The following is a 12,707-nucleotide window of genomic DNA, read 5'->3' as shown; positions in this document are numbered from 1 at the left end:
TGCATTTAATTTCATATATACTAACATTATTGGATATATATTGTAAATGTTTTTTACATCTCATATACAAACTTAGTTAACATAATCCTAATTATTGGTAGTATCCGAAAAAGCTCACTTAGTATCTTTTTTCAGATAAGAAATGAGCTTTTTCGTTTTTTTGGGTGACTCGATTTCTTAGCTTGATAGACATGTGGTGCTACCCTATACCGGTCTCAGTTGAGCGGGTTTTGTTTTAAATACGACTGTTTCGAATTCTTTTCTATATATCTTAGTTGGTAACTTAAGACGTGATAAATAATATCCTTGCTTATCTTGAATAGACTTAAAGTTCTTGTAAACGAAAATATCCTAAGTCACGAATATATAGTTCATTCTTTTGTGCCATACCTGTTCGAGCCGCACCATACGCCTGATCACTTCGTTTTCCTGGTTCAATTTTCACATCAGAAAATTCTCCACTCAACAAGTCATACTCTAGTTGAATTTTTACACCAGCTTTATGACTACATCCTCCGGCACCAGGATAAGTAGCTGCGAATCGATCTGGAACTTGAAAGGTTGTAGAATCAAGGATGCGAATACGCTCAAAGTAAGCAGAAAGAGAATGAGAAATCCTAGATAACCCTCCAATTTTAGCTTGTAGAAGTGTAGTAAATACATTTCGAAAGAAGGCTACAGAAGCCACGTTAAATCGTCGATTAAGTCCCTCAGGACTTAATAAAATTCCTGTTGAAGTTTCTAATTGACTACAAAGTTAAGTAAGAGAGGTAGTAGCGATTTGTTGATTTAACCATACACACAAAGATAAAAAATGGTGCCCATGGCACTTACGTTTTCGTTTCATTCCGCCTGCTTCTATAGCTAATTGATTAAGTGTAGCGGGAGACATATAGCGATATAACTCTTCGGCAAATAAAGACAACTCTTGTTTTTGATGCATATTCATAAAAAGCACGTCACCCTTTCTCATTAACATAAGAGAATAGTAACGTGCTTTTAACTTCAAGAATAGTCTAAATCCTTAAGTTGATGGATGTGTGGCAGCATCCCTTAAATAAATTCGAAGAACTCTATTCTAAAAAATACATCTATATTTTACTGGTGATGATAAGTTAATTAAAGTTGATGGATAGCCAAACTCCATTGAAGCATCTATAAATTCTTCTAAATGTTGCACCGATTCAGTGACTATTTTCACCAAATAACTATATTGTCCGGCTAATCTGTGGCACTCAAAGACCATAGGATTTTCTTTGCAAAAATTTCTGAATTGTTGACATTTTTTTGATTCAAACAAAACAAAAGCCGTTACATTCTTATTTAATTTCTCTGGGTTTATAACTGCCCTATAGGCTGTAATAATATTTTTATCCTCTAATTTTTTTACTCTTTCTTTTACAGCTGGTGTTGATAAGTTCACCATTTTTCCTAGTTCAGTCATAGATATACGTCCATCTTCTTGAAGAATATGTAAAATCTTTCGGTCAATATGGTCTATTCTAAACATCCCCTTTTTATTTAAAGCAAAACGCTTATAATGAATAAATTTTTTAAGTCTTTTGGATGAAATAGCTAATAATTTGTATTTAAACAAAATTATATTATATTTATAATTTTATGTATATAATGAAAAAAATGTTATTGGAGGAATAAAAATGGGACTTGAAATGAGGAAATGTTGTGAGAAATGTAATAATAAGATTGAAGAGCAATCTTTGGCTTTTATTTGCACACATGAATGTACATTTTGTGAGGAGTGTACAAAATTAATGAATTATGTATGTCCTAATTGTCAAGGAGAACTTGTTAAAAGACCTAGACCCCTATCTAGTAGTGTCTGCTCTCTTAACATATAACAATACTACTTATTAGGTTCGTAACGAAATAGGTTCAAAAGATAAAAGGGGGCGATATTATGATTATTAGAATGAAGAAAGATATGGAGAACATATATATAAATTATAGCATAAAGGAGTTTTTATATTGAACCAAGCTTTGCTTATTATTGATGTCCAAAAAGAATTAGTTGATGGTAATAACGAAACTAAAAATGTGCTTAATAAAGAAGCATTGTTAGATAATGTTAATTTGGTTATTAATAAAGCACTAGAATCACATGCTTTGATTATCTTTGTGAGGGATAAAGATGTTGCTGATGGCAAAGGTCCAGGTTTTCAAATACACCAGACAGTAAAAGTGCCAACCAATGCAAAAATATTTGATAAAGTAGCTACAAATGCGTTTTATGGTACACTATTAATGGATTTTTTAAAGGAAAACGAGATCGAACATCTTGTTATCATGGGATGTAAAACAGAACACTGTATTGACACAGCGGTTAGAACTGCAACGGTGAATCATTTTGATGTTACTTTAGTTGGGGATGGTCATTCAACGACAGATTCTTCAATCCTATCTGCTGAAAAGATAATAAGTCATCATAATGAAATACTTCATGGTCATTACAATGTTGACAATTTTTCTGTTGTTCGGACCAGCCAAGAGGATTTGTTTCAACCAATTCATAACAATTACCGATAAATCACTATTTACCCTGTTAAATTGAGAACCTTAAAAAAATTATTGATCTATAGCAATCAGGCGTGATTGTGGAATAACCCAAACCATCTTTAAACGAATGTGTGTTATTATATTTTTAATATGGAATTATATCACACCAGAAACTAAAAAAGTTTATTTTAACCCCGTTCTAAAATTGGAACGGGGTTATGCGTATTTAAGAAATTAAAATAAAATACATTTATTTTAATTTTACATTTAATGGTTTATTTCTTAGATAGAAATTTCGTTTTGGGGAACAACCAATTTCTTAAGTTGATGGGAATGTGGTGCTATCCCATCGCCATCAAGCTTAGGAAAGCAAATACTCCCCAAACGAGAAAATTGACATCTCTAGTTGAAAATGTACAATTTTTTTGTTTTGAGGCATTATAAAATTCTAAAAAAGATCATTTCAATATACTATGAAATGATCTTTTATTCACCTTAACTATTTGCTAAATATTTCTCTAAATTTTAGTTTACGAGGATCTACGTTATTTTCTATCTGTAATTTTGAGTCGAATCCTTTTGCAATCCTTTTCCAATCTATCATTTTGAAATTCTGATTTACTATTTTCCCATGATCCATATTCTCTCCATCCTGTGCTAGAAAAATGCCATTTGGATATTTTTCTCCTAATCCAAAACTCATTACATCAATACCGTCTGTATCACTCGTTCCATCAGCATTTTTACCATCAACAATAGCAAAATTACCAATATACTCATTGTTGCCTTTACGGTCATACACTGCATAACTATTATTCCCCTGACTAGAAGCAATTAAATACCCTGTCCCATTTTTTCCATAATATATCGTCAAACCCTCAATATCTGCTGTTAAATGGTTTCCATCCGCACCATCTACTTTTGCAATCGGTTGGTTTCCTCCGTCTGGTTCCGCATTGAATTTCCAAATTGCCACATCTTCTTCACCGATATATATTGTTCCATACTCATCATCTGCTACAATTCCTTCTGATTGAGAACTTAGCTTTAATTCACGTACTTTCTTTCCTTCTATTTTTCCTTTTCCATTGTCAAATAACTCATATTGTTCAAAAGTTCCATCCTTCCCTACAACTAATGCGTAAAAAATACCCGTTTTTTGACTATGATAGAGACTAAACCCATATACTTCTTTCATGCTAGATTGAATGGGAGATCCCGTAATATTTTCTAATTCTCCTGTTTTAGGGTTTATCGCAAAAATATCGATTGTATTTGTAGAACGATTTGAAGCTGCCGCAATATCAATTTTTTTACCTCCAATTGGAAATCCATATCGTACATCAACATTATTTAGTTTCCCAAAGTTATACGAATGTAGTTGTTTTCCTTTTAAATTGTAGACAGCTATCCCACCCTCTTTATTCGTTCCAATAATTTTACTTTTTTCAGAATCATGAGGATGAACCCAAATTGCTGGATCATCAGCTGCATCACCCGCATTGGCAACTGCATCTGTTTCCTCTTTTGCTTCCACTTTTACAAGTTTTGAATGTTTTTGTTTCTCTTGTACACTTGGATTTGAAAATTCCCCCACCAAATTCGGTGTAGAATTTACTGTTAAAAATAATACACTCGTCATTAAAGCAACTGTTGATATTTCCTTTAACATTTGTAGTTCCCCCTTGAAAAAAATAATTTTCTTTATCCTGTTAACTAGAACAGATACACTTTTCTTGTATTATTTTATCTATTAATTTTTAATTATTTATGTATTTATTGTAAATTTTTGGATAAATGATTTGCAGGATCTATCGTAAGCAGAACGTTATGTGTATTGTGAAAATTATCCATCCAAAATAAAGTTGCACTATCCATAAAAAGTCTGGTTCTGGTGCAAAAACTCTAAAACTTTTGCAAGTAATCTCCTAAACTTGGACAGATTGATTTACGGGATCAGTCTGTCCAAAACCAGAAAGAATTCATCCATCGATTGTTTGGGCTTACAGCATAAAATAGAATTCCGCTAGAAATATATGAGCTATATTCTCTTTTATTTTATCTTTGCACCAGAACCCTTGCGACCAAGTAAAAAAGCGCCCTGTAAACAGGGCGCTTCACTTTTACCTAATGACTAATATTAGCACTTGGGTATAATGTTGTTCCTCCAATTGAAACTTTCATTTCATTTGTTAATGGAACATTTTGTTCATTGATAATTGTTCTCCACCATTCCCATGCAAGACCTGTACATTCTCTTGCTACGACTTTTACATTTTTTGAATTCGGCGGAAGTGGTATGACTGTATTGAAATGAGCAGTTCTGTCTCTGCCGTTTCCTTCCCAAGTTTTATGGGTTAGTACTTCTTTTCCATTTTGATCATATGAGACTTCATCCCAAGATACATCAAATTGAGCAACATATCCACCAGTATGATCAAGCGTCATTTTAGCACTAGAATATTCTGTAGTTGTAGTCTCAATATAATCTGTATTGTTATGAACAGCAGCAGTTGCATTATCTTTTAAGAAAGAGCTAGTATATGAAATTGGGTATGCTGGATTTTTAGAACTTAATTCTGCATTATCTTTAATGATATTTCGGATTTCATTAAAATCTTTTGTAACAACCTTGTTATGCTCTTTTGCATCTCCACCTAATACTACAGCGGTAAAGGTACTGTCTTCAAAAATATCTTTGTACTGTCCACTCGCTTCAACGCCTTGACCCTTAATTAAGGCTTTAAAAGCAGTTTGTACATCTTTGCTCTTAGATGATGTTTCTAATTTCACATAAACTGTTCTACCATAAGCTACATTTGACACCATAACAGGCGGAGCCGCATTACTTACCCCTTTACGAGTTAACTCATCAAAAGTAACACTATTATCAAAAAGATCTGATGGATTGTTAGGTAGTTCTGCACTTACGGTATAAAAGATTTGTTTATATGCCGCAACCATCACTTTTTTCTCTCCATCTGCAATCGCTTTAAAATCAATGTTCAGTGCATTGTCAAGATATTTAGCGTTAACATTAAGAGCACTTGCTATTTGAGATTTACTATACACCATAGATTCTGTATACTGCATTCTTGCAGGTAACGTATGTGTTTTTGAATACTTTTCATTCCAAGTAGATACTAATTCATCTACTGCTCCAGACACATTACCATATGTAGGATTTTGGACAGTAATTGTATTGTCTTTTCTCATGCCAGGTAAGTCTATACTAATATTCAAAGGTTTTCTCTTAGCTACTAACAAACTAGGTTGATTATCCGCAAAAGCTTTATTTGCAAGTTGTACTGCTCCTGGATAAGTACGATTAGCCACAGAATCAATAATCGAAATATCGACTGGTGAAGTTGTAAGTGATTTTTTCTCACGTTCAACTACTACAAATTTACCATTTGAATTTGTACTTTCTTTCGGAACAAAACTCTCTACTTTATCACCATTTACTGCTAAAACCTCTTGATTATTATACTTAAGATTTTCTATGCCAGTATCAATGTTAATAGCTTTTTTTGTTGCATCAGCTGCATTACTTGTTTTTGTTTCAGCGAAGGAAATAGAAGAATAATTAATAGTGCATAAGCCAATTGATAAACATGCTAGTAATTTTATTCCCTTAGTATTTTTCTTGATTTTCAAAAAAATCAACTCCTTCCTTTTTTTCGTATTAAGGTATGATAATTATTTATAAATAATTGCTAAATAGTGAACTTACATAAATGCTTTTAAAAGTTCTTGAACGAATGGAAGTGCTCCACCTACAAATTTTAAAATTGTCATTGCGATTGTCATATTATTTCCTCCTCTTTTGTTGTTTCTAAGATGTGATTTATCTTTATACTTTCATTATAGTAAGCGCTTACATTTTTATCAATACATTCTTATATGCAATATTGCATACCTGAGTAAGGTCAATGAAATATCACATTTTCGCATTAAGACATGTATTGGAAATTAATTGTTCCCTAAAACAAAAAAATGAACTGAATTCTCATAGACAACTGTGGTGAGGTGAAATTTTTGTTTTGCGGTACTCCAAAATATTAGGTTCATGGGCAAGTGGTGCTACTCCTATCACTGAAAGTAAATTAATATTCAAAAGTTTACTTTCATTTATAAAGTTTAAAATCCCTATAATTATACATGCAATTCCGGCTAAAAATTGTCCTATTCCAGTGATTTTATCTAAAAATGTTTCATATTTTTTAGTACTATATATACCCCATAATACTAAGAGTACTCCAAAAAGTATAAATGCTAGTTTTAAAATCATCTTATAATTACCTCTGTCTATTATATTTTTTCTATGTATGTATTTCTTATACCTTTATTATTACATTGAAATAATAGCGTATTTTTTCATTTTAGGGGGTATTTTGTTTTGTTAGCTTGATGGCGATGGGGCGGCACCCCATCGCCATCAACTTAAGAGTACTTACTACCCATTATTGTTATAAAAGTTATTCTTCCTAGATTAATCAGAGGGATGAAAAAAACACCCTCACAGGTGTCTTTTTTTATTATAGAAATATCTTAAAATAGATATCTGATGTCATATATTCAGTTTAAAAGACCTTTTGTTACATCATAACGCCATTATCTTTGAATGAATACCATTTACCATCAATGAAATGTTTTCCTACTGCCATTGCACCATTAGATTGTAAATAGTACCAATTTCCATTATCTTGTACCCAACCTGTTTTCATTGTGCCATCTGCATTCATATAGTACCAATTATCCTTATCTTGTACCCAACTTGTTTGCATCTTAGCACCAACAAAGTAATACCAGCTTCCTTGATAACTTAACCAGCCATATAAGCACCTCCGTTATCTTTGAAATAATGCCACTGATTATTAATTAAATTCCAACCCGTTACCATTGAGCCAGCAGGAAGGAAATAATTACCTTGTGGGAATTCTCCTATCCAACCTGTTCGCATTTTCCCTTTACTAAATCCATCTAAATAATATGTTTTATCATTATATTTAAGATAGCCCATGTGTAGATTTCCGCCTTCGAGAATGTAATACCAATCTCCCTCATATTGAACCCATCCCGTATTTGTATACAGTGCACCGTCTGTTCCTAATAAGTAAGCTCCATTTTCATCTTCAATATAGCCCATTTTCATTTTTCCGCTTGCATCAAAGTAGTACCATTTTCCTCCATCTTGTAGCCATCCTGTTTTCTTAGGTTGATGGCGATGGGGTTCAGCCGGGATACGTGTAAAACTAGGTTATAGTGATATAGTATTTTCCAAACGTTAATTTTCATGGGATATTGTAACAAAATTTACCGTGGACAGACCATCTTATGCAGCCTTCTTTCCCTTTCATCAGTTTATTGGTCATTCGGCACGATAAAAATAGACTGCAAATTGGAGGTACTTACCTTTATGTAAGTACCTGTAATAAAAGTGCGTACTTACATATTTTCAGCTTGGACTTTACAATAAAAATGAAATCAGCCTAAGGAGGAAGAAACATTGAAAACTCTTGTTATCGTAACACATCCAAGTTTAGAAACATCTGTTGTTAATAAGCGATGGGTAGAAGAATTAAAAAAATATCCAGAAAAATATACTGTGCACGAATTGTATAAAGTTTATCCTGATGAGAACATAGATGTGGAAAAAGAACAAAAATTGGTTGAAACTCACGGGAACCTTGTTTTCCAATTTCCTGTATATTGGTTCAACTGTCCTCCTCTCTTAAAAAAGTGGCTGGATGATGTTTTCCTTTATGGATGGGCTTATGGTTCAAAAGGAGATAAATTAAAGAATCGTAAAGTTGCTTTAGGGGTATCTGCCGGGATCAAAAATGTGGATTATAGTGAAGCTGGAAGATACCATTATACACTTGAACAAGTATTGCTTCCGTTTGAGACGACAGCCATCTATTGTAAAGCAGATTATCGTTCGTTCTTTGCGTTTTATGGAGCAGAATTTGAGCCATCTGTAAGTGAAATAGAAAAAAGTACTCAAGATTATTTAAATTTCATTGATAATATGTAATAGGTAACTTTTATAAAAGTTAAAATAAGAAGTACCTTCTAAACAAGAAGGTACTTCCTTTTTACACTATGCCTATTTTGTTACATCTTCTAGAGCTTGAAACCTATTTTTCTCTCCCCACTCGCACATCATATCTAACAATGGAATAAGTGAACAGCCACGTTCAGATAATGAATATTCAACTTTTGGAGGTATTTGGGGAAATTCTTTACGTATAATAAGACCATCTTCCTCAAGCTCTTTTAACATAACACTTAGTGTTTTAAAGGAAATAGTCCCAATACATCGCTTCAGCTCATTGAACCTCATAACCTTATTTTCAGACAACCAATACAAAATAATCATTTTATATTTACCACCTATTAAGGATAAGGTATATCCAAAACCAGTGTTTTTTAGTTCTACGCCAGTCGGAACACAAGTTTCTCTCACAATCCCCACTCTCCTTCTGATAAGAATATCCTATCAATATGAATACTTTATAGTAAATTACTATGCAATCTTATCACAAGAATGTAAAGTAACACGTTTATATTTTCTTTAATGTCCTATATTGTTGCATTCTCATGCAAAGAATCTAATTTAAATTACAAAAAAGAATCCCTTATGGCTTCTGGGATTCTTTTTTTGATTTAAAGTTTACTCACACAAATGATCTGCACATCAATTCATTCTTGATATACAGATCATTTGTATGATAATTTTTATAAATAATTGCTGAATAATGGACTTACATTACTGCTTTTAAAAGTTCTGTTACTAATGGAAGTACTCCACCTAAGAACGATAAAACTGCCATTGCGATTGTCATATTATTTCCTCCTCTGTCGTTGATGCTAAGATGTGATTTATCTTTATGCTTTTATTATAGTAAGCGCTTACATTTTTATCAATACATTCTTATATGCAATATTACATATGAGAATATATCACGTTCCCTTTGCATTGTTACTAAGAATAGCATTGATTATATGGATGGTTGCAAACCCCCGAATTTTTCATAGTTGTTCACAGATTTTAAAAATACTGTAATGATAAATTTTTGTAGTCCTTAGTGAGGTAGCACCAACATTTCGCGGATTCTGTACGCTAAGACTGAATCCCTTGATATAACAGGGATTTAACAATGAGATCCAAAAACGGTCGTTTTTAGTAGGGGTACGGGAACGATTCTGGGTATGAGGGGCCACTCTGGGATTTAATTACAAATTAAAAAAGAACTTTATTCAAGTTCTTTTAATCTACGATACAGAGCAGCTTGACTCACTCCTGTAATTTGGCATATTACCTTAACAGTTTTATTGGTATGCTTCCGTAATTCAATCGTATGATTCATACCTGGGTGCTTATCCATGTATTTCTTCAATCTTCCTCTATACACTCCTTTTTGTTTCGCTAACTTTATTCCTGCACGTTGTTTTTCTTTAATCATTTCTCGATCTAATGCACTAAAGGCAGCCATGACAGTTAAAAAGAATTTTCCTGTTAGAGTTCTAGTATCTATTCCTAAATTTAAAATCGCAAAGTGAACATCCTTTTCCCGAAGTTGTTCTACTAACTGTAATAGCTGAATGGATATGATGTACAACCATATACTTTTCAACAGCTAGAACTGAATCAAATGATAAATAAAACTTTAAAACTAGGTGGTTATACAGATTTATCGTATGCAGAAATAAATGAAGTTGTTGAAGGCGTTCAATTTCCAGAAGGTGTAACCTTATTTGGTCCTCAGGTAACTGTAGAGTATGCCCTTTTTCATGATGTTTTGGATATTTGTCCAGATTAATGAAGTTTCAAATTGCAACTAATAATTAGCTAGTTCTAATAATAAAAAGTCGTAGATAATGGTTTCTACAACTTTTTCTGTTGAATATTTTTCCAGAGTGGCCCCTCATACCCAGAATCGTTTCCGTACCCCTAAAGAGGGAGCAGAACTACAATGGCATAATGATGTTCGTTGGTCCTGTATGTATTTAAAAGCGAAAGGGTATTTGGTAACTACGAAACCAGGTATTTGGAAAATTACCAAAGAGGGAATAATGGCTTTCTAATTTGTAAACCTACTACCAGTAGTAGGTGCAATTAGGGGAAAAGTAATTTGTTTTGTAAGAAAAAGATCTGAAATTAGCAATAAACGAAAACGATTTCTGGATGTAGCTGGGGTACGGCAACGATTCCTTCTTTTTGGAGCCACTCATCAAGTTTTGTTGTAACAAAAAGAATTAAAGTCAATAATGTTACGAATTATTTTTGTTACAGCTAATTCAACAGTTAAGGCATTTCATATTTTCAAATAGAAAATGTAACAGAAACGTTTGTTTTTGTTACAATAAAAAATTTCATTACCTTGTTTTCTCCAGAAAAAGTAAAAACGAACCCACTATATTTGTAGATTCGTTTTTACTTTTTGTCTCGAGAGATCACGAGCTGAATTGGAATATACTTGCATATGGCTCCATATTTCGCTTTTGGTTTCCATACTCCATTTTAGCTAATTTAGCAAGCCGACAAAGGATAGGAAACATAAAAACAGGCTGTAGAAAAGACTTTCTCCACAGCCTGCAGTAGTAGAACCCTTTAGTCTAATTTTTCTAGCTTAAATGATTGGTTCCAGCCATTATTATTATTATTTACAATTATATTTGTTCCGTTTGACGTACCTTTCCCTTGTACATCTAGTACCTTATTTTGATTTTTGAAATTTTTCACATATATATAGCCACTTCCAGAATCTTCTAGAATCCAATAATGCTCTAGTTTCTGTTGATTCGGTGTAGCAAATACATTATTAGAATTATTACTATCATTCCAAGCTAACACTAAATTTGGATTTGTTGCACTTTTAATTTGGTATGCTCCTATTATTTGATCATACTCAAATATCCATTTTTGATTCGCCCCATCATGTTTTTCATGTAGGTGAACATTATTAAGAGGTATGTTAGGATCCGGCGATCTACGTGTACTCATATCTACAACACTTGTCCCATTCACACCGGAAATAAGGTGATACGTACCATTTACGCTCTCCGGGTCCCAAGAGTTTTGAATGGGTACTACTTCAAGGCCAGCATACCCTCGACCTTCATGTTGTACCCAAGCTTTCTCACGACCTGTGTACCAACTTTGTAAAACTCGAGTAGAAATATAAGAAGTGTGAGCATTGTACGAAGTAGTAGGTCGACCAAATTTATCGTGATATAGAGTAACTCTATCTGCTACCAGGTTTAGTTCTTTAGAATTTTCTTTTAAAACTGTATAGATTTTTTCTTGTGATTTGTTCTGAATAAAATATGGCGAGTTCGTACCAGTTAGATGGTATTTTGGTGCTCCTCCCCATCTAGAGTTATTCCCAATCTTCATTGAAACTGAAACTTGAGTATCATTTCTTAGATACCCATCCCCTCTTTCCCCTCTTGGGGCTTCAAAATTTATAGGGGTACCATAGTATAAATTGCCTTTTGTATCGTAGTGTTGTTCTCCCCCAAAATAAGAATTATTGTGGGATGTAACAGGATAATACCAACCAATATAGGTCTCAAAAGTTATTCCATGTTTATGTGCACCTACAGCTGCTTCACGTTGGTTTAAAGGAACACCTATTGCTTGATCCGGCTCAAGTTCTTTATGAACTAATATATAATCTTTATTTGTTCTGATTGGATCACCATAAATATCAAGTATACGGTCATCTTCTTCTGCATAAGCAGAGTTTGTAGGAAAAATAATTACAATCACGCTAAATACAAGTGATAAAAATGTTAATATAGGTAGTTTTCTTTTAACATTCATTTTTTGTCTTCTCCTTGTTACTATATTGTTTGTTGTAAAAGTCATTACTTAAATCGTTAGTTGACTCTTATGAATTCATTTTAATTGATATGTCTTTCAAAATTCTTTTAAAAGTATTACAAAAATCTTGCAGAGCCAAAGTTTTTGTTTTTATTATCTATAAGTGAGATTATATGAACAAAAGGTCCCTTCTTATCTCTTCTGAAGGAACTTTTAAAGGTTTTGCGATACATTTTTTTATATTAGCAAAAGATGCTTCCATTATTTACTTCATTCCCTTTTCTTCATTTCTTTGTACAATCTGATAAAGAAAGGTTCGACTTGAGTTTTGTACTTCGATCTCTTAATGGGGGATGGAAAA

Annotated in this window: 11 protein-coding genes, 4 pseudogenes and 1 other annotated feature (1 of these 16 only partly in view); of the genes and pseudogenes, 6 read left to right on the top strand and 9 right to left on the bottom strand. The window is 32.9% G+C overall.

Annotated elements, in window-relative coordinates; translation table 11 throughout:
• Nucleotides 1–9 (bottom strand) — a binding site (T-box leader); it reaches 244 nt to the left of the window's first position.
• Nucleotides 10–207: 198 nt separating this feature from the next.
• Together NSQ40_RS05085 and NSQ40_RS05080 are read right to left on the bottom strand one after the other, a co-directional pair.
• Nucleotides 208–949, bottom strand: a pseudogene (locus NSQ40_RS05085) (IS4 family transposase); the annotation flags it as partial.
• Between the two features lie 129 nt (nucleotides 950–1,078).
• Nucleotides 1,079–1,501: an Lrp/AsnC family transcriptional regulator gene (locus NSQ40_RS05080; RefSeq protein WP_016131863.1), complete on the bottom strand. Its 423-nt coding sequence runs from the start codon at nucleotides 1,499–1,501 to the stop codon at nucleotides 1,079–1,081.
• Nucleotides 1,502–1,658: 157 nt separating this feature from the next.
• Here NSQ40_RS05080 and NSQ40_RS05075 point away from each other — a divergent pair, with 157 nt between their 5' ends.
• Complete coding sequence (locus tag NSQ40_RS05075) at nucleotides 1,659–1,859, top strand: DUF1272 domain-containing protein (RefSeq protein WP_018766997.1); 201 nt, start codon at nucleotides 1,659–1,661, stop codon at nucleotides 1,857–1,859.
• Nucleotides 1,860–1,986: 127 nt separating this feature from the next.
• A complete protein-coding gene (locus NSQ40_RS05070; RefSeq protein WP_003203198.1) occupies nucleotides 1,987–2,544 on the top strand; it encodes an isochorismatase family protein in 558 nt (185 codons plus the stop codon).
• Between the two features lie 469 nt (nucleotides 2,545–3,013).
• Here NSQ40_RS05070 and NSQ40_RS05065 read toward each other — a convergent pair whose 3' ends face one another.
• A complete protein-coding gene (locus NSQ40_RS05065) occupies nucleotides 3,014–4,186 on the bottom strand; it encodes a phytase (RefSeq protein WP_003203196.1) in 1,173 nt (390 codons plus the stop codon).
• Nucleotides 4,187–4,444: 258 nt separating this feature from the next.
• Between NSQ40_RS05065 and NSQ40_RS05060 the strand changes: the two are divergent.
• Nucleotides 4,445–4,528 (top strand): annotated as a pseudogene (locus NSQ40_RS05060) (IS6 family transposase); the annotation flags it as partial.
• A 113-nt stretch (nucleotides 4,529–4,641) separates the two neighbouring features.
• On the opposite strand, the gene NSQ40_RS05055 reads toward NSQ40_RS05060, so the two are convergent.
• From NSQ40_RS05055 to NSQ40_RS05045, 3 genes and pseudogenes are all read right to left on the bottom strand, one after another.
• Nucleotides 4,642–6,180, bottom strand: a complete 1,539-nt coding sequence (locus tag NSQ40_RS05055) for a thiol-activated cytolysin family protein (RefSeq protein ID WP_258248169.1) — start codon at nucleotides 6,178–6,180, stop codon at nucleotides 4,642–4,644.
• A 343-nt stretch (nucleotides 6,181–6,523) separates the two neighbouring features.
• Nucleotides 6,524–6,805, bottom strand: a complete 282-nt coding sequence (locus NSQ40_RS05050; protein ID WP_003205185.1) for a hypothetical protein — start codon at nucleotides 6,803–6,805, stop codon at nucleotides 6,524–6,526.
• 307 nt (nucleotides 6,806–7,112) lie between these two features.
• A pseudogene (locus NSQ40_RS05045) lies at nucleotides 7,113–7,729 on the bottom strand (nucleoside triphosphate hydrolase); the annotation flags it as partial.
• Nucleotides 7,730–8,023: 294 nt separating this feature from the next.
• Here NSQ40_RS05045 and NSQ40_RS05040 point away from each other — a divergent pair.
• Nucleotides 8,024–8,551, top strand: a complete 528-nt coding sequence (locus NSQ40_RS05040; protein WP_003205180.1) for an NAD(P)H-dependent oxidoreductase — start codon at nucleotides 8,024–8,026, stop codon at nucleotides 8,549–8,551.
• 72 nt (nucleotides 8,552–8,623) lie between these two features.
• Here NSQ40_RS05040 and NSQ40_RS05035 read toward each other — a convergent pair whose 3' ends face one another.
• On the bottom strand, nucleotides 8,624–8,983 hold the full coding sequence (locus NSQ40_RS05035; RefSeq protein ID WP_033796714.1) for a winged helix-turn-helix transcriptional regulator: 360 nt from the start codon (nucleotides 8,981–8,983) through the stop codon (nucleotides 8,624–8,626).
• A 790-nt stretch (nucleotides 8,984–9,773) separates the two neighbouring features.
• Nucleotides 9,774–10,127 (bottom strand): annotated as a pseudogene (locus NSQ40_RS05030) (recombinase family protein); the annotation flags it as partial.
• A 45-nt stretch (nucleotides 10,128–10,172) separates the two neighbouring features.
• On the opposite strand from NSQ40_RS05030, the gene NSQ40_RS05025 reads away from it, so the two are divergent.
• Together NSQ40_RS05025 and NSQ40_RS05020 are read left to right on the top strand one after the other, a co-directional pair.
• Nucleotides 10,173–10,340, top strand: coding sequence for a hypothetical protein (locus NSQ40_RS05025; protein WP_003203883.1), 168 nt, complete (start codon nucleotides 10,173–10,175; stop codon nucleotides 10,338–10,340).
• A 58-nt stretch (nucleotides 10,341–10,398) separates the two neighbouring features.
• Nucleotides 10,399–10,605, top strand: coding sequence for a winged helix-turn-helix domain-containing protein (locus tag NSQ40_RS05020; RefSeq protein WP_033796689.1), 207 nt, complete (start codon nucleotides 10,399–10,401; stop codon nucleotides 10,603–10,605).
• A 526-nt stretch (nucleotides 10,606–11,131) separates the two neighbouring features.
• On the opposite strand, the gene NSQ40_RS05015 is transcribed toward NSQ40_RS05020, so the two are convergent.
• The gene (locus NSQ40_RS05015; RefSeq protein WP_041488800.1) at nucleotides 11,132–12,346 is read right to left on the bottom strand and encodes an RICIN domain-containing protein; all 1,215 of its coding nucleotides are present in this window, start codon (nucleotides 12,344–12,346) and stop codon (nucleotides 11,132–11,134) included.
• Nucleotides 12,347–12,707: the final 361 nt, after the last annotated feature.

Origin of the sequence: Bacillus sp. FSL K6-6038 (assembly GCF_038050455.1) — a bacterium.
GTDB classification, from domain to species: domain Bacteria; phylum Bacillota; class Bacilli; order Bacillales; family Bacillaceae_G; genus Bacillus_A; species Bacillus_A pseudomycoides.
This window is presented reverse-complemented; position numbering and strand designations above follow the sequence as displayed.